General features: G+C 34.7%; 21 protein-coding genes. 4 read left to right on the top strand and 17 right to left on the bottom strand.

Features of this window, described 5'->3' with window-relative positions:
- Positions 1-78: 78 nt before the first annotated feature.
- A complete protein-coding gene (locus BN863_RS01795) occupies positions 79-1626 on the bottom strand; it encodes a hypothetical protein (protein WP_038526763.1) in 1548 nt (515 codons plus the stop codon).
- Positions 1627-1774: 148 nt separating this feature from the next.
- Between BN863_RS01795 and BN863_RS01790 the strand changes: the two genes are divergently transcribed.
- The 4 genes from BN863_RS01790 (at position 1775) to leuB (ending at position 6159) form a co-directional block, all read left to right on the top strand.
- Positions 1775-2950, top strand: coding sequence for a 2-isopropylmalate synthase (locus BN863_RS01790; RefSeq protein ID WP_084817446.1), 1176 nt, complete (start codon positions 1775-1777; stop codon positions 2948-2950).
- Between the two features lie 60 nt (positions 2951-3010).
- Positions 3011-4393, top strand: coding sequence for a 3-isopropylmalate dehydratase large subunit (gene leuC / locus BN863_RS01785; protein ID WP_038526760.1), 1383 nt, complete (start codon positions 3011-3013; stop codon positions 4391-4393).
- Positions 4394-4978 carry a 3-isopropylmalate dehydratase small subunit gene (gene leuD, locus BN863_RS01780; protein ID WP_038526757.1) on the top strand — a complete coding sequence of 195 codons (585 nt, stop codon included), beginning with the start codon at positions 4394-4396 and terminating at the stop codon, positions 4976-4978.
- 62 nt (positions 4979-5040) lie between these two features.
- The gene (gene leuB / locus BN863_RS01775) at positions 5041-6159 is read left to right on the top strand and encodes a 3-isopropylmalate dehydrogenase (RefSeq protein WP_038526754.1); all 1119 of its coding nucleotides are present in this window, start codon (positions 5041-5043) and stop codon (positions 6157-6159) included.
- Positions 6160-6244: 85 nt separating this feature from the next.
- On the opposite strand, the gene azu is transcribed toward leuB, so the two are convergent.
- From azu to BN863_RS01695, 16 genes are all read right to left on the bottom strand, one after another.
- The gene (gene azu / locus BN863_RS01770; RefSeq protein WP_038526752.1) at positions 6245-6796 is read right to left on the bottom strand and encodes an azurin; all 552 of its coding nucleotides are present in this window, start codon (positions 6794-6796) and stop codon (positions 6245-6247) included.
- Between the two features lie 22 nt (positions 6797-6818).
- The gene (argH, locus tag BN863_RS01765; RefSeq protein WP_038526749.1) at positions 6819-8096 is read right to left on the bottom strand and encodes an argininosuccinate lyase; all 1278 of its coding nucleotides are present in this window, start codon (positions 8094-8096) and stop codon (positions 6819-6821) included.
- Between the two features lie 44 nt (positions 8097-8140).
- A complete protein-coding gene (locus BN863_RS01760) occupies positions 8141-9205 on the bottom strand; it encodes a M20 family metallo-hydrolase (protein ID WP_038526746.1) in 1065 nt (354 codons plus the stop codon).
- On the bottom strand, positions 9205-9981 hold the full coding sequence (gene argB, locus BN863_RS01755) for an acetylglutamate kinase (protein WP_038526744.1): 777 nt from the start codon (positions 9979-9981) through the stop codon (positions 9205-9207). Before argB ends, BN863_RS01760 begins: the two co-directional genes overlap by 1 nt.
- Position 9982: 1 nt before the next feature.
- On the bottom strand, positions 9983-10918 hold the full coding sequence (locus BN863_RS01750) for an N-acetylornithine carbamoyltransferase (protein WP_038526741.1): 936 nt from the start codon (positions 10916-10918) through the stop codon (positions 9983-9985).
- Between the two features lies 1 nt (position 10919).
- Positions 10920-12047: an aspartate aminotransferase family protein gene (locus BN863_RS01745; RefSeq protein WP_038526738.1), complete on the bottom strand. Its 1128-nt coding sequence runs from the start codon at positions 12045-12047 to the stop codon at positions 10920-10922.
- On the bottom strand, positions 12044-12844 hold the full coding sequence (gene proC / locus BN863_RS01740) for a pyrroline-5-carboxylate reductase (RefSeq protein ID WP_038526735.1): 801 nt from the start codon (positions 12842-12844) through the stop codon (positions 12044-12046). Before proC ends, BN863_RS01745 begins: the two co-directional genes overlap by 4 nt.
- 13 nt (positions 12845-12857) lie before the next feature.
- Complete coding sequence (gene argC, locus BN863_RS01735) at positions 12858-13835, bottom strand: N-acetyl-gamma-glutamyl-phosphate reductase (RefSeq protein ID WP_038526732.1); 978 nt, start codon at positions 13833-13835, stop codon at positions 12858-12860.
- Positions 13832-15013 (bottom strand): argininosuccinate synthase, encoded by a 1182-nt coding sequence (locus BN863_RS01730; protein ID WP_038526729.1) that lies wholly within the window; start codon positions 15011-15013, stop codon positions 13832-13834. Before BN863_RS01730 ends, argC begins: the two co-directional genes overlap by 4 nt.
- A gap of 22 nt (positions 15014-15035) precedes the next feature.
- Entirely contained in the window at positions 15036-15608 is a 573-nt protein-coding gene (locus BN863_RS01725; RefSeq protein ID WP_038526726.1) for a GNAT family N-acetyltransferase, read from the bottom strand.
- A gap of 62 nt (positions 15609-15670) precedes the next feature.
- Positions 15671-16288, bottom strand: a complete 618-nt coding sequence (locus BN863_RS01720) for a GNAT family N-acetyltransferase (protein ID WP_038526723.1) — start codon at positions 16286-16288, stop codon at positions 15671-15673.
- A gap of 503 nt (positions 16289-16791) precedes the next feature.
- Positions 16792-17769, bottom strand: coding sequence for a ThuA domain-containing protein (locus BN863_RS01715; protein ID WP_038526721.1), 978 nt, complete (start codon positions 17767-17769; stop codon positions 16792-16794).
- Positions 17770-17795: 26 nt separating this feature from the next.
- On the bottom strand, positions 17796-18848 hold the full coding sequence (locus BN863_RS01710; RefSeq protein ID WP_038526716.1) for a sugar phosphate isomerase/epimerase family protein: 1053 nt from the start codon (positions 18846-18848) through the stop codon (positions 17796-17798).
- Positions 18849-18914: 66 nt separating this feature from the next.
- Positions 18915-20066, bottom strand: a complete 1152-nt coding sequence (locus BN863_RS01705; RefSeq protein WP_038526713.1) for a Gfo/Idh/MocA family protein — start codon at positions 20064-20066, stop codon at positions 18915-18917.
- 6 nt (positions 20067-20072) lie between these two features.
- A complete protein-coding gene (locus BN863_RS01700) occupies positions 20073-21245 on the bottom strand; it encodes an MFS transporter (protein WP_038526710.1) in 1173 nt (390 codons plus the stop codon).
- A gap of 181 nt (positions 21246-21426) precedes the next feature.
- Positions 21427-22458 carry a helix-turn-helix transcriptional regulator gene (locus BN863_RS01695; RefSeq protein ID WP_038526707.1) on the bottom strand — a complete coding sequence of 344 codons (1032 nt, stop codon included), beginning with the start codon at positions 22456-22458 and terminating at the stop codon, positions 21427-21429.
- Between the last annotated feature and the right edge of the window lie 23 nt (positions 22459-22481).

Here is a 22481-nt window from a genome sequence, read left to right as displayed (position 1 = left end):
AACTTTGTGAGTACAAATATTCAGTTAGAAAAGTTGATTTTCCAAATTATTTAGAACATTTTTATGAAATTATCTTTTTTAGCTCTTGTTATTCGCCAAATATTTATCTTTAATAATCTGACCTACAGGCTTGTTTTCAATCTTACTTTCCAACCAAGAAATAATGTCTAAATATAAGAATGCACGTTTTTCATACGGGTGATCTTCGTAGGTTTTTAACGTATCTCGTAACTTCATAAAAGCTTTTTTAATATCCTGCGGATACACGTCTTGCAAGCCTTTTATAAATTTTATCATCTCTTTTTGAACTTCATGTAAATCGTTCATCTTGATTAAAAACTTATATGTACTACGTAATAATGTTTCTATATGATAATCCAGTCCAGCCTCGTAATGTGCTACTAAATTTAAGACTCTAGAGAAGCACAATAAGTCTTCACGCATGGACAAACTTTTGTTAGAAATAATTTTATCGAGATACGTAATACACTTTTTATTGTCTCCCGCCCCAAAATACAAACTCGCAAATTTGTAATAGAAAATCATGGTGTGATGTTCGTCTATTCTATTTGAATACTTCTTTAAATCGGCTTCAATTTTAGGAATCAATTTTAAGCCTTCTTCAAAAGAACCATCTATAAAATGTAAATTCACTTTATTTAAATTCAAATATAAAAACGCCAAAGCTTCAACGTTTTCATCTCTTAAAAATGTTTTATCGCTCACTGTTTTTTCTAAACGGATAAGAGCTTCTTCAAATTTATCTCGACTTCTAACAAAGAATAACGCTTCTAATAAATAGTTTTTTCCCTTTAAAAAGAAAACCGGATTTAGATTAATCATGTTTGGATTATCGTAAAATAATTCCACCCATTTAGAAGCATACCTGTAACAGTTTTTAAAATCTTGAGTTAAAAAACTAAACCACAAATACGCATTGTATAGCCATAATTTTTCGCGAAATCCTAGATTCTTAATATCGTATTTTGGTAATCTTTTGTAAAAATAAGAAGCTACTTGTTCGCCTTCATCTTCATTTTTAACATAACCTGTTTTTAAAAACAAACCATATAACTGAAGTGACAAATTAGATAATTTACTAGCTACAACATTTAATGCACTAAGTTCTTTTGCCTGAATTGTAAGTTCGTCTGCACGTCCTCCTATACTACGTGTAATATACTGAGATTCTATTAACTTCTCGAATTCTACAATCTCGAAAGCCAAGTTTTTCTCTTCATTCTGAATGGCTAAATCTTTCGATTTATCCAGAATTTTTAAACTTTGTTTATATAACCCTTTGTGATATAAAATTGAAGCAAAATCTAATTGCTCACGAATTTGAGACCTAATATTTTGGTGCGAAGGGTTTAACTTTAAACTAATTAGAATTTGCTTGTACAAATGCGCTTTTACATTTGCCAACTGTTGTTTTTTAACGTCACCGTTTTTTAAAATAAAATCTTCGTCGTAGACAGATAACTTATCTAAGATATTAAAAAGGTTCAAAAATTTTGAATCGTTATTTACACCTAGTCTTCCTACATAAAGTTTAAACTGTCGCTTTTCGGACTTAGTTAGAGACTTTACTAATAAAAATAAATTATCTTTTTGGTCTTTTATCATCAAATAAAAATAGTTCTAACTTATTGAATTTCAATTATTTACATATACAAAAATGCTTTTAAACATCGTAAAAGCACCATTATGAGGTATTGTTTAACAAAAGTATAATATAAATTCGTAGAACAATAAAGAAATTAAATTTAGATATATGTCACATTCTAACATTCAAATATTTGACACAACGTTACGCGATGGCGAACAAGTCCCTGGTTGCAAGTTAAACAAAGAGCAAAAATTAATCATTGCTGAAAGACTTGACACGCTGGGAGTTGACGTTATTGAAGCGGGCTTCCCGGTGTCAAGTCCTGGAGATTTTGCTTCGGTTGAAGCCATTTCAAAAATCGTAAAGAATGCAACGGTTTGTGGTCTGACAAGGTCTGTAGAAAATGATATTAAAGTTGCTGGTGAAGCGTTGCGTTATGCAAAAAAATCTAGAATTCACACAGGAATTGGAACATCTGATTCTCATATAAAATTTAAATTCAACTCTAATCGCGATGCTATCATCGAGCGTGCTGTAAGAGCCGTTCGTTATGCTAAAACATTTACAGAAGATGTAGAGTTTTATGCTGAAGATGCAGGACGAACAGACAACGACTATTTAGCAAGAGTATGCGAAGCTGTAATTGCAGCTGGAGCAACGGTTTTAAACATTCCAGATACTACGGGGTATTGCTTACCAAACGAATATGGTGCTAAAATTAAGTACTTAATGGAAAACGTTAAAGGTATAGAAAAAGCCATTTTATCTTGCCACTGCCACAACGATTTAGGTTTAGCAACAGCAAACTCTATAGAAGGTGTAATTAATGGTGCAAGACAAATAGAATGTACTATTAATGGTATTGGTGAGCGTGCAGGAAACACTGCTTTAGAAGAAGTTGTAATGATTTTAAAACAGCATCCTACTTTAAATTTAGACACAAACATTAATACATCTTTATTATATAGCACAAGCCAAATGGTTTCAGAACATATGGGTATTTACACCCAGCCAAACAAGGCTATTGTTGGAGCTAATGCTTTTGCACACAGTTCTGGAATTCACCAAGATGGTGTAATTAAAAATCGTGAAACGTACGAAATTATAGACCCTAAAGATGTTGGAGTTACAGAATCTGCAATTGTTTTAACCGCTAGAAGTGGTAGAGCTGCTTTAGCGTATAGAGCTAAAAATGTAGGTTACGAGTTAACAAAATTACAGTTAGATGTCGTTTACGCAAGTTTCTTAGATTTTGCAGATGTAAAAAAAGAAATAAATGATTCTGATATTCATCAAATCATTGAAGGTAGTAGTATTTACAGTCAAATTATTTCAGCTTAAAAAATAAGCCTGAAGTCTATTTTAGATTAATATACATTTGAAATAGCAAAAACTTAAAAAATGAAAAAAACATTATTCGATAAAGTTTGGGATGCGCATGTTGTAGACGCCATAGAAAATGGGCCACAAATCTTGTACATCGATAAGCATTTAATACATGAAGTAACAAGTCCTCAAGCTTTTAATGAGTTAAAAGACAGAGACATTCCTGTATTTAGACCCAACCAAATTGTGGCCACAGCAGACCACAATACACCAACAACAAATCAACATTTACCAATACAAGATAAATTATCTAGACATCAGCTTGAGCAGCTGTCACAAAACTGCGCCGACAACGGAATCACACTTTTTGAATTAGGTCACAAATATAATGGAATAGTCCATGTTATGTCTCCCGAATTAGGTATCACACAACCTGGGATGACAATCGTATGTGGAGATAGTCATACCTCTACACATGGTGCATTTGGTACTATTGCTTTTGGAATCGGTACAAGTCAGGTTGCTCAAGTTTTTGCTAGTCAATGTTTACTTTTAACTAAACCTAAAAGTTTACGCGTTTCTGTAAATGGAACATTAAAAAATGGCGTACTTCCTAAAGACGTTATTTTATATATTATTGCAAAATTAGGAACAAATGCTGGTACAGGATATTTCTGTGAATATGCCGGAGATGTTTTTGAAAATATGAGTATGGAAGGCCGTATGACGGTTTGTAATATGAGTATTGAAATGGGCGCTCGTGGTGGAATGATTGCACCAGACCAAACGACTTTCGATTATGTTGAAGGCCGTGAATTCGCACCAAAAGGTGAAGAATTTGAAAATAAAGTTGCCTATTGGAAAACCTTACCTACTGATGAAGGTGCTGTATTCGATAAAGAATATGTCTTCGATGCAGAAGATATTGAACCTATGGTTACTTATGGAACAAACCCAGGTATGGGGATAAAAGTATCTGAAAACATCCCTACACTTAACGATGCTTCATTTGAAAAGTCATTAAAATATATGAATTTCAAAAAAGGCGAATCTCTTATAAACAAACCAATTAATTTTGTCTTTATTGGTAGCTGTACCAACTCTAGAATTGAAGATTTTAGAGTAGCTGCTAATTATATAAAAGGCAAACAAAAAGCCCCAAATGTTACCGCATGGCTAGTTCCAGGAAGTAAATTAGTGGAAGCACAAATTATTGAAGAAGGACTTAAAGACATCTTTACAGATGCAGGTTTCGAACTTCGCCAACCAGGTTGTTCTGCATGTTTAGCCATGAACGACGATAAAATTCCGCAAAACGAATATTGCGTTTCTACTTCCAATAGAAATTTTGAAGGTAGACAAGGTCAAGGTGCCAGAACAATTTTAGCAAGTCCATTAGTAGCTGCAGCAACAGCTATAGAAGGAAAAATTATTGACATTACAAAACAATTAAACTAAATGGAAAAGTTTACAACATTTCAGTCTAGAGCCATTCCATTAGACATAGAAAACATAGATACTGATCAAATTATTCCTGCACGTTTCTTAAAAGCTACAGACAGAGAAGGTTTTGGAGATAATGTATTTAGAGATTGGAGATTTAATAAAAACGGAGACTTAAACGAAGACTTTCCTTTAAACGACACCACCTACATGGGAAGTATCCTTGTAGCCGGCGATAATTTTGGTTGTGGTTCTAGTCGTGAGCATGCCGCTTGGGCCATAGCCGATTACGGATTTAAAGTTGTTGTTTCTAGTTTCTTTGCCGATATTTTTAAAGGAAATGCCTTAAATAATGGTATTCTTCCTGTGCAGGTTTCGCCAGCGTTTTTAAAAGAATTATTTAATCACATTACAGCAGACCCTGAAACAATAATTAGTGTAAATTTAGAAACACAAATCATTTCTATAAAAGATACAGATTTTAAGGAGTCTTTCGATATTGATCCTTACAAAAAAACCTGCCTAATAAATGGTTACGATGATATTGACTATTTATTAAGTAAAAAAGAAGATATTTTAGCTTTCGAAAACAAAGCCTAAATATTAACTTGCAACCATTACCAATTAGTTCTGCTTTTACAGCAAACTAAAAAATAATTCTTATGAAACTAAACATAGCAGTATTAGCAGGAGACGGAATTGGACCAGAAGTCACTGCACAATCTATAAAAGTTCTTAAAGCCATAGCTTTAGAATTCGATCATTCTTTTAATTTTAAATATGCTCCAGTTGGTGCTGTTGCTATAGACGAAACTGGTGACCCATTACCAGAAGCAACTTTAGAGCTTTGTAAAAATAGCGATGCTTTATTATTTGGTGCGATTGGTGACCCTAAATACGATAATGATCCTTCTGCAAAAGTACGTCCAGAGCAAGGTTTATTAGCGTTAAGAAAGTCTTTAGGTTTATTTGCAAACATAAGACCTGTAAAAGCTTACGATGCTCTTTTAAGTAAATCGCCTTTAAAAAAGGATATTATTAAGGGTACCGACATTAGTATTTATCGCGAACTTACGGGAGGTATTTATTTCGGAAAGAAAGAACTAAGTGAAGACGGAAATACAGCTTCAGATTTATGTGAATACTCACGTAATGAAATAGAACGTATTGCACATTTAGCATTTAAAGCTGCTCAGTCACGTAGAAAGAAACTAACTTTAATTGATAAAGCAAACGTATTAGAATCGTCTCGTTTATGGCGTAAAGTGGTTAAAGAAGTTGCCACAAACTATAAAGATATAGAATTAGATTTCTTATTTGTAGACAACGCTGCAATGCAAATGATTTTAAACCCAAAACAATTTGATGTTATTTTAACTGAGAATATGTTTGGAGATATTATTAGTGACGAAGCTAGTGTTATTGGTGGATCTATCGGATTATTAGCTTCTGCTTCTGTAGGAGATAAATATGCGATGTTCGAGCCTATTCACGGATCTTATCCACAAGCTACAAACAAAGGTATTGCAAACCCTATTGCTTCTATTTTATCGGCTGCTATGCTATTAGATCATTTCGATTTAAACGATGAAGCTGATTTAATTAGAACGGCTGTAGATAAATCTTTAGCGCTACATATTACAACTCCAGATTTAAATACTAAATACGACAATATTACAACAACTAAGGTTGGAGATTTCATTGCTGATTTTATTAGTAATCCTACAGATTCTAATCATAATTTTTCTAATATTCACTTAGGACAATCAACAATAATATAACTTACAGCAAAGTTTAATAATTAAAAAAGCGTCTTAGTTTAAATACTAAGACGCTTTTTAATTTTACTATGTTTATAAATTGAATTTACTCAACAATAAATTTACCTTTCATTAAAGCGTAATGTCCTGGGAAACTACATAAGAAATCGTAAGTTCCAGCTTCTGGAGCATCGAACTCAATTACATCAGATTCTCCACCACCAAGTAATTTAGTGTAGACAATAACATCTTCAGAACCTTCTGGTACATATTCATGATCTGCTGCAGAAGCTGCTTTAGAAGCAAAGGTAGATAGCTCTACGCCTTTATTAAGAAGCACAAAATTATGTCCCATTACATTCTTTGGCATTTTTCCTGTATGCATTAAAGTTAATTTCACTTTCTGACCTGCTTTAACTTTAATTTCTTTTAAATTAAAAGTCATTTTATCGTCTCCATGAAGCATAATTTCTACTACACCATCTGTTGCCTCGGCTGTATCTGCTGTGGTTGTTTCAGGTGTTGTTGCAACTGCTGGTGTTGCTGGTGCTTCAACTTCTGTATCGTAAGAAAAGCTTTTTTTCTTTTCTTCTTTTCCTCCACAATTCATTAAGAATGTAGAACTTAACATCAATACTGTTAATTTTAAATATTTCATAATTTCGCTTTTAAAGTTTGTTTTAAAGTTTCGGAAATTTAAGACTTATTTTATCTAATCCCAAATTATGGATGCTTCCTAAATGGGTGTGTTTTTTAGAATCGTATGGCACATAAGTTCCCGCCTCTACTTCTCCTCCAATTTTTTTATAAGCATCTCTAAACGACATCCCTTCTACCACCAAAGTATTGATATTATCTACAGTAAATAAGAACTTATATTTCTCGTCGTGTAAATCGATATCTTTCACCTTAACTTGAGCAATAGAGAAATTAAAAATGTCTAGAATATCTTTCATATCTTCAAGAGCCTGAATCATATTCTCTTTTAATAATTGATAATCACGATGGTATCCACTAGGCAAGTTATTCGTGATTAACACCATTTCGGTTTGAAGTGCTTGTATCTTATTACTCTTTCCACGAATCAATTCAAACACATCAGGATTCTTTTTATGTGGCATAATACTACTTCCCGTTGTTAGCTCGTCTGGGAAGGCTATAAAACCAAAATTCTGACTATTATACAAGCAAATATCCATGGCGAAACGTGACAGCGTATTTGCTAAACTTCCTAATGAAGCTGCAATGGTACGTTCACTTTTTCCACGGCTCATTTGCGCGGCCACCACATTATATTTTAAGGTTGAAAAGCCCATTTCTTTAGTCGTTAATTCACGATCTATTGGGAACGAACTTCCATAACCTGCAGCAGAACCTAACGGATTCTGATCGGCTACTTTTTGAGCAGCTTGTAACATATACACATCATCGATTAACAACTCTGCGTAAGCAGAAAACCAAACACCAAAAGACGACGGCATTGCCACTTGTAAATGTGTATAGCCGGGTAATAAAGCATCTTTATGAGTTTCGGCCAATCCAATTAGAGTATCGAAAAACGTTTTCGTTTTATCCTGAATAGTTTTTAATTCTTCTTTAAAATACAATTGAAGCGCCACTAAAACTTGATCGTTTCTAGAACGTGCAGTATGTATTTTTTTACCAACATCGCCTAAAGTTTTTGTCAGTTCAAATTCTATTTTAGAATGCACATCTTCAAAACTTTCTTCAATAACAAATGTACCGTCTTCTATTTGAGCCTCTAAAACATCTAAACCTCCTAATAATTGTTCTAACTCTTCGGCTGTAATAATATTTATACTCTGTAACATTTTGGCGTGAGCCTTAGAAGCAATAACATCGTATTTAGCAATATGTATATCTATTTCTCTATCGTTACCAACAGTGAATTGTTCTATTTTTTTATCTATTGAAAGCCCTTTATCCCAAAGTTTCATAAGTAAGATTTTTATAGTTTAAGCTGAACATTCAACTTAAATAATTAAAGTATTTTTTCTAATAATTGAATGTAAATTGCAACACCTTCTTCAATTTCATTTAAATAAATAAATTCGTCGGCAGAATGTGATCGTGTACTATCTCCTGGTCCTAATTTTAAAGACGAACAACTTAAAACAGACTGATCTGATAATGTTGGTGACCCATAAGTAGTTCTTCCTATTTCGATACCTGCTTTTACCAATTCGTGATCTTTAGGAATTGAAGATGAATTTAATCGTAAACTACGTGCTACAATCTCTGTGCAAGGTGCTTCCTTTACTAAAATATCGTTAATCTCTGCATTAGTATATTTATCGTTTACACGTACATCGATTACTAATTCTACTTCGGCTGGAATGGCATTATGTTGTTTACCCGCAGAAATTTGAGAGACTGTCATTTTTACGTCACCTAAAGCTTCTGATGGTCTATCGAACTTATAATCTTTAAACCAATTAAGCACTTCAATAGTATTATAAATGGCATTATCGTTATTTGGATGCGCCGCGTGACTAGGCGTTCCTTTTACCTTAGCATCGAACACCACCAATCCTTTTTCTGCAATGGCTAAATTCATTAATGTAGGTTCCCCGACAATAGCCACATCTATTTTTGGAATTATAGATAACATACTGTTTAAGCCATTAGGCCCACTACTTTCTTCTTCGGCAGAAGCGACTATAACCAAATTATATTTTAAGTTTGGTTTATCGTAAAAATACGTGAATGTTGCAATTAAGGACACTAAACATCCTCCGGCATCATTACTACCTAAACCATATAATTTACCATCTTCTACAATAGCTTTTAAGGGGTCTTTAGTGTATCCGTTATTCGGTTTAACAGTATCGTGATGCGAGTTTAGAAGCATCGTTGGCTTGCCTTCTGTAAAATATTTATTTGTTGCCCAAACGTTATTTTTAGTTCGTGTATACGGAATGTTTTTCTGTATAAACCAAGCTTCTATAAGTTGCGCTGTTTTATCTTCTTCTGAAGAGAATGATTGGGTTTCAATCAAACGCTTTAGTAATGAAATAGCTTCTTCTGTTAATTGTTGCGTTGTCATTAGGCTTGAATGGTTGTATGTTTTGTGTTCTGATTAAATAGCATCTCTGGTTTTCCTAAACACACTTTACTTACGTGATTAGTAATGGCATGAAAACAATTATCTAACTTAGGTAGCATGCCGTCTGTAATTACACCGTCTGCTTTTAAAGTCTCATAATTTTTGGTATTGATATCTTCAATCACTGAATTCGCATCATCGACATCTAATAAAACCCCGTCTTTCTCGAAGCAGTAATAAAGTTCTACCTGATATAAATCTGCAAAAGCGATAGCCAATTCAGATGTTACAGTATCTGCGTTTGTATTTAATAATTGTCCGTTTTCGTTATGTGTTATCGCACAAAAAACGGGTGTAATATCGTTTTCTAAAAGCACTTTAGGCACTTTGGTATTCACGTGTTTTACATCGCCTACAAATCCGTAATCTATAGTTTTTACCGGGCGTTTTTCTGAAACAATTACGTTTCCATCTGCACCCGTAAACCCAACGCTATTACAGTTATTAGCTTGTAATTGCGCAATAATATTCTTGTTGATTTTTCCGCCGTAAACCATCGTAATAATATCTAAAGTATCTGCATCTGTAATGCGTCTTCCGTCTACCATTTGCACTTCGATATTCATAGATTTAGCCATTTTAGTAGCTAATTTCCCTCCACCGTGTACTAATATTTTCGGACCTTCAAGTGCAGCAAAACCTTTTAAAAATTCAGCTAAAGCGATATCATCATCAATAATATTACCACCTATTTTTACAACTTTTAGTGTTTTCATATTATAGGTTTTCTAAAATTTCTTTCATAACAATTTGTGCAGCGTACGTTCTATTATTAGCTTCCTGCATCACTATAGATTGTTCACTATCTAGAACAGCATCTTCTACAATTACATTTCGTCTTACCGGCAAACAGTGCATAAATTTAGCCTGTCCTAGTTTCTCTTTAGTAATCATCCAATTCGGATCTGTATTCAAAATCTTTCCATAATCTGAAAAACTACTCCAGTTTTTAGCATATACAAAATCGGCATCTTTTAACGCTTCTTCTTGATTATGATTAATTGGCGTGTCTTTCGTAATTTCAGGATTAAGCTCATAGCCTTCGGGATGCGTTATGGTTAAATCGACATCCATTTTTATCATCATTTCAACAAATGAATTGGGTACCGCCTGTGGCAATGCTTTAGGGTGTGGCGCCCAAGATAAGACTACTTTTGGACGTGCTTTTTCAGATAATTCTGAAATGGTAATCGCATCTGCCAATGCTTGTAACGGATGTGCCGTAGCGCTTTCCATATTTACAATAGGCACAGTGGCGTACTTTTCGAAGCTGTTAATTACCATTTCTGCATAATCTTTATCTCTATCCATTAGGCTTGGAAAGGCACGCACAGCAATCATATCGGCATATTGAGAGATCACAGCAGCCGCTTCTTTTACATGTTCGGAAGTTCCGGCATTCATAATTGTACCGTCCTCAAACTCTAAATTCCACGCATCGTTTACATTTAAACTCATGACATCCATTCCAAGATTTTTCGCCGCCTTTTCTGTACTTAACCGCGTCCGTAAACTCGAATTAAAGAACAACATCACTAAGGTTTTATTCTTACCCAAGTGTTTATGTTCGAAAGGATTCATTTTTAAAAGAATAGCTTCTTTTATGGTTTCTGAAAGATTTGAAATATCTGATATTTGCGTGTATTTTTTCATGCTAAGCTAATTCTGTTTTTAAAGCCTCAAAGAATATGTCTAAGTGTTCTTTTTGAATCGTTAATGGCGGAAGTATTCTTAATAAATTAGGATTTTTTGCACTTCCTGTAAATATATGATGGTCGAAAATAAGGTTTTTTCTAAGGTCTGAAATCGGAAAATCGAATTCTAATCCTAACATTAAACCACGACCTTTAATTGATTTTAATTGTGGTAATTGGCTTGCTTTTTCAAGAAAATATGCTGAAATCTCTTTAGTGTGCGCCAGCAAATCTTCTGCTTTTAGCACATCTAAAACAGCAATAGAAGCCGCACATGCTAAATGATTTCCTCCAAAAGTAGTTCCTAATAATCCAAATCGTCCTTTTATATCTGGATGAATTAAAATACCTCCAATAGGAAAACCATTCCCCATACCTTTTGCCATAGAAATAATATCTGGCGTAATGTTATGTTTTTGAAATGCGAAGAAATCTCCCGTTCTACCAAATCCCGATTGTACCTCGTCGGCAATAAAACATGCATTATATGTTTTACATAATTTCTCAAGTCCTTGGTAAAATGCGGTTGTACTTTCGTCTAAACCTCCAACACCTTGAATAAATTCTATAATTACAGCACAAACATCGTTATTTTTTAACGCTTGTTCTACTCCTTCTAAGTCGCCCAATTCAAAAAACTCAACATCTTGTTGGGCGTTTAATGGCGCTACAATTTTAGGATTATCGGTTGCTGCAACGGCGGCAGAAGTTCTTCCGTGGAACCCATTTTTAAAGGCAATAATTTTAGATTTTTCATTATGAAAAGATGCTAATTTTAATGCATTCTCATTCGCCTCTGCTCCTGAATTACATAAAAATAACTGGTAGTCTTTACATCCTGAGAAGTCGGCTAATTCTGCTGCTAATTGTTCTTGCAACGGATTCTGAATGGCATTGCTATAAAATGCAATCTCTTTTAACTGACGCGTTAAACGGTCTACGTATGTTGGGTGTGCATGCCCTATAGAAATTACAGCATGACCACCGTATAAATCTAAATATTCTACATTTTTGTCGTCGTAAACAAAAACGTCTTTCGCTTTTACTGGGGTAATATCGTAAAGCGGATATACTGGAAACAAACTCATATTTGTTCTTTTTTAATGTTGCTAATTTTATTGTAAGACGCTACCATTCCCTGAATTAAAGACGAACTTAAACCTTTGTGTTCCATTTCGTTTAACCCTTCAATAGTACAGCCTTTTGGCGTTGTAACCTTATCGATTTCTTCCTCTGGATGATTCCCAGTTTGGATAAGCAAACTAGCTGCGCCTTCGCAAGTATGCATCGATAATTCTTGAGCCTCTTCGGCATCGAAACCTAGTTGTATTGCCGCTTGTGTTGTGGCGCGAATTAATCGCATCCAAAAGGCTACACCACTAGCACAAATAACCGTTGCAGCTTGCATCTGGCTTTCTGGAATAATTAAGGTATGGCCTAATCGATTAAAAATAGCCTGAGAAATCTTGATACGTTTTGCTCCCTGCGTATTACTACAAATACAAGTCATAGATTTCCCTACAGCGATTGCTGTGTTTGGCATGGCACGAATTACAAACTGATTTTCGCCAACAACCCCTTCTATTTTTGGGATTGAAAATCCAGTAACAGTTGAAATTAACACGTGTTTTTCTGTTAAATACGGTGTAATTTCAGCTAATACTTTTTCAAAATGAGCAGGTTGAACCGCAAATATTAAAATATCAGATTTTTTGGCTGCTTCAACATTATCACTAGTAATAGTTACATTCGTGTACCCATTAAATTCTTCTAGTGATTCTAAATTTCTTTTGGTTAAATAAAGAGTAGTAAACGCATTATCGATAATTAAACCTTTTGCGATAGAATGCCCTAAATTTCCCGTTCCGATTATAGCAATTTTCATATGGTTAGTGGTTTTAGAAGTAAGTAGCTTTTAATTGAACCCCTTCGGTTTCTTCAAATCCGAACATTAAATTCATATTCTGAACCGCTTGTCCTGAAGCGCCTTTTAACAAATTATCAATCACACTTGTCACTAATAATTTATCGTTGTGTTTATGTAAATGAAGGATACATTTATTCGTATTTACCACTTGTTTTAAATGAATATCTTCATCTGAAACCACTGTAAATTTAGCATCCTTGTAAAATGATTTATACAATGTTTTTGCGTCTTCTAAAGTCCCTTCATATTTCGTGTAAGCTGTTGCAAAAATCCCTCTAGAAAAATCACCACGATTTGGCATAAAAATGATTTCTGAATTAAAATTACTTTGTAATTGCTTTACCGACTGATTGATTTCCCCCAAATGCTGATGTGTAAAAGGTTTGTAGTACGAAAAGTTATTATCTCGCCACGTAAAATGTGTAGTTGCAGATAAAGATGTTCCGGCTCCTGTTGCCCCCGTTACAGCATTAATATGCACATCGTCTTTAAATTTCCCGTCTGATGCTAATGGTAATAATGCCAATTGAATTGCCGTTGCAAAACATCCTGGATTTGCTAAATACTTCGCATTAACAATAGCCTCTTTATTTAGTTCCGGAAGTCCGTAAACGAATTCCATACCGTTAAAATTTGCATCGGCTTCTAATCTAAAATCGTTACTTAAATCGATAATCTTAGTCGCATCAGAAAAGCTATTATTTTCTAAAAACGCAGTAGAATTCCCATGGCCTAAACATAAGAATAACACATCTACATCGGCATTAATGGTATCTGTAAATTGTAAATCTGTAGACCCAATTAAATCTTGATGCACTTTACTCACCGCATTTCCGGCATTAGACGTACTGTAAATAAAATCGATATTCACCTGTGGGTGATACATTAGTATTCTAATCAGTTCTCCTGCAGTATAACCTGCTCCTCCTACAATTCCGGCTTGTATCATGATTTCTTATTTACGAGTTGGTATATCTTATTCTGGTTTCCAAGAATTTTTATAAATCCTTTAGCGTCATCTGCTGTCCATCCTTTGTTCTCTTCACCATAACTTGCAAATGTAGAATTCATTAAGTCGTGTTCAGACACGATTCCATCTAAAGAGAAATGGTAAGGCTTAAGTGTTACAACAACATCTCCTGTTACATTTTCCTGACTACTAGATAAGAATGCTTCCATATCTCGCATTACAGGATCTAAAAACTGACCTTCGTGTAAATGCATCCCATAGAAACTAGACAAGTAATCTTTATGTTGCATTTGCCATTTAGTAAGTGTATGTTTTTCTAATAAATGGTGTGCTTTTACTGTAATTAAAGCTGCGGCAGCTTCAAAACCAACACGTCCTTTAATTCCAACAATAGTATCTCCAACATGAATATCTCTTCCTATGGCGTATTTTGAAGCTACTTCATGTAACGCTTCAATATTTTTTTCTGGAGCGGCTTCGGTTCCGTTAAAGGCTACAAATTCACCTTTTTTGAACGTTAACGTTACTTTTTGTTCATCTGTTTTTTCTAATTGAGACGGATATGCTTCGCTAGGTAATGGTTTTTCTGATGTTAATGTTTCTTCTCCGCCTACACTAGTTCCCCACAATCCTTTATTTACAGAATATTTAGCTTTTGCCCAGTTCATGTCGATACCATTGGCAACCAAATAATCGATTTCTGTCTGTCTGGCTAATTTCTGATCTCTAATAGGCGTAATAATTTCAATTTCTGGCGCTAGGATTTGAAAAATCATATCGAAACGCACTTGGTCGTTTCCTGCTCCAGTACTTCCGTGAGCGATATATTTTGCATCGATGCTTTTTGCATACTCTACAATTTCGATGGCTTGAATAATACGTTCTGCACTCACAGATAACGGATATGTATTATTTTTTAACACATTTCCGAAAATTAAATACTTCACTACTTTTTGGTAAAATGTAGCTACGGCATCAATATTTTTATAAGTAGAAACGCCCATTTTATAAGCGTTACTTTCTATATGGCTAATTTCTTCTTTAGTAAAACCTCCGGTGTTAACACTTACTGCGTGTACATCGTACTCTTTTGATAAACTTACTGCACAGTATGATGTGTCTAAACCTCCACTGTATGCTATTACTAATTTTTTCATTTTACTATAATTTAATTACTTCTTATTTTATTTGACCTATTTCCTTGGCAAAACAGGCATTTACATAATATCTAAAATTTAATTCGTCTCTCAGTTTTCCTAATTTCTCAAGCTCTTCGACCAATACAACCGACATTTTTGATAAGGTAACATGAGTCATCCCCAACAATTCGTTGTAATAATGAACTTTAGTAGTTTGAGCTATTGAAATTAAAAAAGTATCGTTAAAGTATTCGGTTAGTCTGGCCATAAGTAATAGACCGAGATTATATTGCCTATAATCACTATCGACCCACAGTGATGATCTTTCGTATATTAAATGCTCTTTAACCTGATGCTCGTGAACAAAAATGTGTCCGCAAATACGATTATCTTTAGTTAAAATAAAGCAACCATTTTCAACACGTTTCTTAAGCATTTCTACACTCACATAATACAGCGTAGGAAGCACTCTAGATCGCTCCGAAATAATCTCTAAAGACTTATTAGAAAGTTTATAGACCAACTTAAGCTCAATACCTTCTTCCTCGCAAAAGGTTTCGGCCTGTGCAATCACTTGATCAATTTTAATATCTGTATCGACTAGTATATCCATTTTACTTTTAATGACTGCTTATTTGGTCAGACCCCATTTTATGTACAAAAACTACACCAATACTATTTATCTTGCTTTTTTAGAAATAAATGTTCCTTAATACTTTTTAAACGTTGAAATACTTTAGATTTTACTTCTTTTTGATCTTTTGGAGGTTGTTTATCTGGATCGTACAACATTCCTGTACATAAACACATTTTTTGTTCTGTACGTTGTAAAACATCATAATTCTTACAGGTTTGGCACCCGTCCCAAAAGGTTTGATCGTCTGTTAATTCTGAGAATGTTACAGGCTTGTATCCTAGATCTGAATTCATTTTCATTACAGGTAATCCTGTTGTTATACTGAAAACTTTAGCATCTGGAAACTTTGTTATAGAATGATTGAAAATTTTATGTTTTATTTGCTTTGCCAGCCCTCTATTTCTAAAGTCTGGATGTACAATTAAACCAGAATTGGCAACAAACTTACCGTGTCCCCATGCTTCAATATAACAGAAGCCTGCAAACTTACCATCTTCTAAAGCGATAACAGCATTTCCATTTATTATTCTAGCAATAACGTACTCGGGAGTTCTTTTAGCAATCCCAGTACCTCTTACTCTAGCTGAATCGGCTATGGTTTCACAAATAATTTCGGCATAAATAGTATGCGATTTGTCGGCAATAACTATTTCCATATCTTAAACTTGTATTGAATGTCTTTAATTTATTTTTTTTCGATAGCTGAACCGGACTCACCTAAGTTCAATAAAATTATAAATACACCCTAAGGGCGACGAACAAGAATACGGCGCATAGGATTCGGGTTAATTAAAAAATTAACTTTATTTAAATTTACTATGATAAAAAATTTGGACACTATGAAAAAATTAAAATTACGTAATAACTTGCTTTAGACGAAGATTAAAAGCGGCGGCGAGGTGCACTTGCGGGCAACCTACGAAATACGTAACGTATATTATTTTTTAAATTTTCCATGTTGTAAAGCTATAATTTTAAATTGAAATGAGCAACAACTATTATGCTATTATTAACGAAAATTATTGATTATATTGCTTTTAGATGCTTTTATTTAAAATAATTCAAAATTTATTGCATATACTACATTATAGAAAATAAAAACCCTCTAAAACGTTCAATTTTAGAGGATTCATAATTAATATATACTTTAAGCTACTTTCTACTTTTTATAAGTAAAATTACGCTTAGACACTTTCGTTGCTGTTGGAAAATCGCTTGGAACTTCTGTTTGAGTAACTTTTCCTGTTGCTGCCCATTCTACACCTCTATTTAAAAAGGTAATAAAGCCAACACATTCAAAAGCCTCAACATCATGACCTAAAGTGGTATGAAATATTCTTCCCTTTTTATAGTTGATAGTCATAATTACAGGTTCTTTTTGTTTTAACGCAGCATCTTTTAAAGTAGACACTGCAGTAGACAAAATACTTACATTATTTGCAGGACCTCGCATCATAGCATAACATTCGTCGTTGGCATGCATCCATACTTTAGGCAAGCCTTTAGTAATTGGGTGTTCCTCATTATAGTTAGTTACAGCAAAATCTTCACGCTTCCCATGTTTCCCTCCTGGTCCCGGCGTATAATCTTTCTTCGGATTATCGTTTTCGTCTAAATATAAATAAGGTCCACTTTTTTCGGTACGACCTCCCCAGCCTCCAATACCAATCATTTCGTTGTAAGCCTCCCATTCTGGAAAACTATTATCTGCGGCATGCACACTTACAAAACCACCTCCCTTTGCTATAAATTCTTCAAAAGCTTTCTGAGTTTTTTCTGGCCATGGAGCTGCTTTATAGCCGAAATTAGAAATAATTACATCGTATTTTGAAAATTTAGGATTAAAATCAGGGTCGGTTATTGGCTGACCTTCTTCACCCTCTTCTACATTTGCATAATCTAACCAATCTTTATATTTTTCACTTTTATGCAAAAAATGTGTTCTTGCAATATCTACAGTAAACTTTCCTGTTTCCTCTAAATATTGTTTCATCATAATTGTAGACTTTGGCCACACATCATGATTGTTTTGCCCATCAACAATAAGGACTTTTATTTTCCGCCCAACCTCATCTGCACTATATCCCTGAGAGATAAAACACAAACTCAGGAAGAGTAAAACAATATATTTTTTCATATTAAATCTATTTATTTGAAAACGAATTAAATTCCTAAAATACTCTTTAAATAATTTTCATCTGGTTTGACTCCCGCAAAATCATCGAAACTACGTTCGGCAGCTTCAATAATATGCTTTTGAATAAAAGGCGCACCCTCTCTTGCTCCTTGATCAGAAGATTTTATACAACACTCCCATTCCATGACTGCCCAAACATCGCAATCGTATTTAGTTAATTTCGTAAAAATACTTTTAAAATCAACTTGTCCATCTCCTAAAGATCTAAAACGTCCAGCACGGTCTTGCCAATCGGAATACCCCCCGTACACACCTTGCTTTCCAGACATATTAAATTCAGCATCTTTTACGTGAAAGGACTTAATGCGTTCGTGATAATAATCGATAAACTTTAAATAATCTAACTGCTGCAGTACAAAATGACTCGGGTCGTAAAGAATATTGGCGCGCTTATGATGTCCCGTCGCTTCTAAAAACCGTTCGAAACTCACACCATCATGCAAATCTTCACCTGGATGAAGCTCGTAACACACATCGACACCGTGTTCGTCGAAATGATTTAAAATAGGCAACCAACGTTTTGCCAACTCTTCAAACCCCATCTCTACCAAACCTTGCGGCCGCTGTGGCCAAGGGTATACTGTATGCCACAACAACGCTCCAGAAAAGGAGGCATGCGATTTCAACCCCAATCTTCCACTGGCGGTTCCGGCTTTTTTAACCGTATCGATTGCCCATGTTGTCCTAGCTTTAGGATTGTTTTTATATGCATCTGGCGCAAAACCATCGAACAGTGTATCGTAAGCTGGATTTACGGCAACTAATTGCCCTTGTAAATGTGTCGATAATTCTGTGATTTCTAATCCGTATGAATTTACTTTCCCTTTTAATTCGTCGCAATAGGTTTGACTCTCGGCAGCTTTGTCTAAATCTATCAATTCAGGCACCCATGTTGGGATTTGAATTCCTTTATAACCTAAATCTGCAGCCCATTTACAAATAGTATCTAACGAATTAAATGGCGCCTCACTTCCTGCGAATTGCGCTAAAAAAATTGCTGGTCCTTTTATTGTTTTCATATATTAACACTCTCCATAAAGAGCGAACTTTATTCCTCAAACTTTCTGAAAAAATTGAGTACGTTATTATTTTTTAAATGTTGTCCATGCGGCATTATTCTTATCGCTTTCTACCGCTGCATAAATAAACTGCATACCTCGCACACCATCTTTAACCGTTGGGTAATCCGGTCGCTCTATAGTTTCACCGCTTAAAATAGCCATAACATGAGTTGCGAAATTTTTATAAATTGTTGCAAATGCTTCTAAATATCCTTCCGGATGACCTGCAGGAATACGCGATACATTAAGCGCTGCGTCGTACAAATCGTTTCCGTTTGGCGTATATACTTTTACAGGTTCTTCAAGCCAATGTGTTATTAATCGGTTCGGATTTTCCTGCTCCCATTCTAAGCTCCCCTTGTCTCCATAAACCTTTATAGCCAAATTATTTTCTTCTCCTAAAGCAATTTGAGAAATAGACATGGTGCCTTTTGCTCCATTTTCCATACGAAGCAGTAAATTGCCATCGTCGTCTAAGACTCTACCTTCTCCAAATCTCCCTAAATCGGCTGCTAATTCTTTAATTTTTAATCCAGTGATGTATCCCATTAAATTCTCGGCATGTGTCCCAATATCTCCTAAAGCACCTCCAATACCGGATTTAGTTGGGTCGACTCGCCAAGAAGCTTGTTTCTGCCCTGTTTGCTCTACGGCGGTAGATAACCACCCTTGCAGGTATTGCACTTGTATTTTTCTAATATGTCCTAAATCCCCATTTTCAACCATAGCTCTCGCTTGCTTCACCATAGGATATCCCGTATAATTATGCGTTAAAGCAAAAATCTTTCCGCTCTTTTCAACTATAGATTCTATTTCTAAGGTTTGCTCCAAAGTTAAGGTCATCGGTTTATCGCACACCACATGAAAACCATGTTCTAATGCCAATTTTGCTGGCGCGAAATGCATATGATTTGGTGTTACTATAGACACAAAATCCATACGAATACTTTCGGGCAGTTCTATTTCTTTTAAGATCATCTCTTCAAAACTACCATAACACCTATCTTCAGGAAGGAATAACGCCGCTCCTGATGCTTTCGATTTTTCTGCATTACTACTAAACGCTCCACAAACCAAATCGATCATCCCATCGATAGCAGCAGCTTTTCTGTGTACATCTCCAATGAATGATCCGGTTCCTCCACCAATCATTCCCATTCTTAATTTTCTTCCCATAATAAATTATGCTTGTTCTATTTTATTTCGTTTTTTCATATACATGTTCAATCCTAAAAATGCTACAATTAGAATAGCTGGTAAAATGGACATGGTACGTAAAGCTTCAGAAGCATTAGCATCATCCATTAATTTTCCCATAATAGGTAATACTAAAGACACCGAAAACATACCTGCTCCTCCCATAATCGAGAGTCCTAACGCTCCTGTTTCTGGTAAATATTCTGCTACAAACCCTAACATAGTAGGCCAAAAGAATGTGACTCCAACAGCAAAAACAGCTGCTGCAACAAAGGTCATTCCACCAGTAGTTATGGTTAATAACCACAGACCAATAAATGTGAATATCGCCGAATATAGTAACATCCCTGAAGGCTGTAATTTATGAACGACTTGACCCGCAAACAATCTCCCTAATGCCATAATACCATTAATAAATGCTAACACTAAAAGCGGCACGGCAACAGATTCTTTTAAAAGGGATTCGATACGTTGTGTGGTTCCTAATTCGGATGCGGATGTTAACAACATACAAAACACCATAAATAGGAATAGTGGTTTACAAACACTTGAAAACATTTTTTTATTACTAATTCCCATTTGAACACGTTCTGTTACTGGAAATTTTTGACCATAAAATAAAACAGCGTATAAAAATAGAGGTACAAATAAAGTAGCCACCATAATTTGCCAACTCAAGCCTAAAACATCCATAATTAACCATCCTACAATTGACCCTATAACAATACCGCCAGGGAACCAAACATGAAACCGATTTAACATTTTAGTTTTTTCGGATGTGTACATGGATGCAACCATCGGATTTAAAGCCGCTTCTACCATACCGTTTCCAATACCTACAAATAATGTCGCTAAGAATAACGAGGTCATCGAGTCTGCTAAAATGGTCCATACAATCCCAACAGCATGCATAATGAATGCAATCCAAGTAATTTTTTTAATGCCGAGAAAATCTACCAGAGGTCCTCCAAATATCATGGCTAGAGTAAACCCAAAAAAAGCAGGCGTAAATGCATAGCCAATTTGTTCTAAAGTTAAACCAACACCTTCTGGTCCGAAAACGGTTTCTAACCGTGCTCGAATAGCAAATGTCATTGCAGTGGTTATTAGAGCCAGACAGCTCCCAAGAAAAAGTCTTTTCTTATTGATAGTTTCCATTTTTATGTCTTTGGTTAGGTTAGTTTGTGTCAGAATTAAAAGAATAACATCTTAAACAACCTAAGCCTATCTATAAACAAGGAGAACGGGAAAGGATTTGAAAACTATTCTATAAATTTCTACTTAGTGAAAATAGAAAATAGATTTCAGAATGAGGTGTATAATTATTCAGTGAAATATTTTAAACACATTCGGTATTCGCTATAGCATGTTTTAATCTATAACTATTTGGCGAACACTTTTCGTGTTTTTTAAATACAGTTGCGAAGTACTGACTTGTTGCAAAACCACAGGTATATGCAATTTCAGCGATTGTTAAATCGGTATTCTCTCTTAACATGGTCTTAGATAAAGCCAAGCGTTTCATCATTAAATATCGCATAGGCGTCACATTGGTAAGACGCTTGCAATGATGTGTAAATCGTGTAATACCCACGCCTGCAGATTCAGCCATAAGTTCTACAGTCCAATTTTCAGATAAGTTTTTTTCTAGTTCGTCTAGAAAGAATTTTACACTTCGAGAACTATCGGTAAGTTTTTCATCTAAAACAACATCTTCTGCATCTAATAAGTCTAGCAACAAAATCAATAAATAATTAATCAGTAATCTAATCCTGGACGCATTACTACCATTATCGTCGGTATTAATAGCCTTATTAATCCTTACAAAGCATTCACGAACTCTTTGATCTGTTTTCCAAATAGATTTTTCATTCTGTCTTAAAATGGCAGTCAAGCGATCTAAGTCTTTCGGAATTAAAGTTATCCAATCTGGCCACACCCATTCTTGATGTGGTCGTCGTACTCCCAGATCAATTATCACCCAATAAAACTTCCCCATACCTACATACGGATTTCCTACTTTATGGGCTTCCCATGGACGAGTAATTGTTAAGTGGTTTGGTGTTAATATAACGTCCTTATTTTCTTGTGCATAAGGCATGCTACCAGATTCTAAAAAATGAAATTCAATACCTTCATTTCTATGCCAATCTAATCCCCAATCCTGTGGTTCGTTAGCATCCCAATACCCAATACTATTAAGCCCTAACGTATTTTCGTCTAATCTATCGCCAGGATAAGTATGTCTCGCGAGGGCTTTAAATTTTATTTTTTTTCGATTATACGCATCAATTAATGGCAAACAAGTATCAGCATGATAAACCACACCATAAGCTTTATAAGGCTCAATATTTACTTTGTTTGCTTTCACTGAAATTATTTAAACACAATTCT

The organism is Formosa agariphila KMM 3901 (assembly GCF_000723205.1).
In the GTDB taxonomy this organism is placed as follows: domain Bacteria; phylum Bacteroidota; class Bacteroidia; order Flavobacteriales; family Flavobacteriaceae; genus Formosa; species Formosa agariphila.
This window is presented reverse-complemented; position numbering and strand designations above follow the sequence as displayed.

What these genes read in the sequence shown, in the direction of transcription:
- BN863_RS01720 (WP_038526723.1), bottom strand. Translation starts at nt 16,288, where the DNA reads ATGGAAATAGTTATTGCCGACAAATCGCATACTATTTATGCCGAAATT.
- BN863_RS01790 (WP_084817446.1), top strand. Translation starts at nt 1,775, where the DNA reads ATGTCACATTCTAACATTCAAATATTTGACACAACGTTACGCGATGGC.
- BN863_RS01710 (WP_038526716.1), bottom strand. Translation starts at nt 18,848, where the DNA reads ATGAAAACAATAAAAGGACCAGCAATTTTTTTAGCGCAATTCGCAGGA.
- BN863_RS01725 (WP_038526726.1), bottom strand. Translation starts at nt 15,608, where the DNA reads ATGGATATACTAGTCGATACAGATATTAAAATTGATCAAGTGATTGCA.
- azu (WP_038526752.1), bottom strand. Translation starts at nt 6,796, where the DNA reads ATGAAATATTTAAAATTAACAGTATTGATGTTAAGTTCTACATTCTTA.
- argB (WP_038526744.1), bottom strand. Translation starts at nt 9,981, where the DNA reads ATGAAAACACTAAAAGTTGTAAAAATAGGTGGTAATATTATTGATGAT.
- BN863_RS01745 (WP_038526738.1), bottom strand. Translation starts at nt 12,047, where the DNA reads ATGAGTTTGTTTCCAGTATATCCGCTTTACGATATTACCCCAGTAAAA.
- argH (WP_038526749.1), bottom strand. Translation starts at nt 8,096, where the DNA reads ATGAAACTTTGGGATAAAGGGCTTTCAATAGATAAAAAAATAGAACAA.
- BN863_RS01750 (WP_038526741.1), bottom strand. Translation starts at nt 10,918, where the DNA reads ATGAAAAAATACACGCAAATATCAGATATTTCAAATCTTTCAGAAACC.
- BN863_RS01795 (WP_038526763.1), bottom strand. Translation starts at nt 1,626, where the DNA reads ATGATAAAAGACCAAAAAGATAATTTATTTTTATTAGTAAAGTCTCTA.
- BN863_RS01730 (WP_038526729.1), bottom strand. Translation starts at nt 15,013, where the DNA reads ATGAAAAAATTAGTAATAGCATACAGTGGAGGTTTAGACACATCATAC.
- BN863_RS01700 (WP_038526710.1), bottom strand. Translation starts at nt 21,245, where the DNA reads ATGGAAACTATCAATAAGAAAAGACTTTTTCTTGGGAGCTGTCTGGCT.
- proC (WP_038526735.1), bottom strand. Translation starts at nt 12,844, where the DNA reads ATGAAAATTGCTATAATCGGAACGGGAAATTTAGGGCATTCTATCGCA.
- argC (WP_038526732.1), bottom strand. Translation starts at nt 13,835, where the DNA reads ATGATACAAGCCGGAATTGTAGGAGGAGCAGGTTATACTGCAGGAGAA.
- leuD (WP_038526757.1), top strand. Translation starts at nt 4,394, where the DNA reads ATGGAAAAGTTTACAACATTTCAGTCTAGAGCCATTCCATTAGACATA.
- leuC (WP_038526760.1), top strand. Translation starts at nt 3,011, where the DNA reads ATGAAAAAAACATTATTCGATAAAGTTTGGGATGCGCATGTTGTAGAC.
- BN863_RS01760 (WP_038526746.1), bottom strand. Translation starts at nt 9,205, where the DNA reads ATGACAACGCAACAATTAACAGAAGAAGCTATTTCATTACTAAAGCGT.
- leuB (WP_038526754.1), top strand. Translation starts at nt 5,041, where the DNA reads ATGAAACTAAACATAGCAGTATTAGCAGGAGACGGAATTGGACCAGAA.
- BN863_RS01705 (WP_038526713.1), bottom strand. Translation starts at nt 20,066, where the DNA reads ATGGGAAGAAAATTAAGAATGGGAATGATTGGTGGAGGAACCGGATCA.
- BN863_RS01715 (WP_038526721.1), bottom strand. Translation starts at nt 17,769, where the DNA reads ATGAAAAAATATATTGTTTTACTCTTCCTGAGTTTGTGTTTTATCTCT.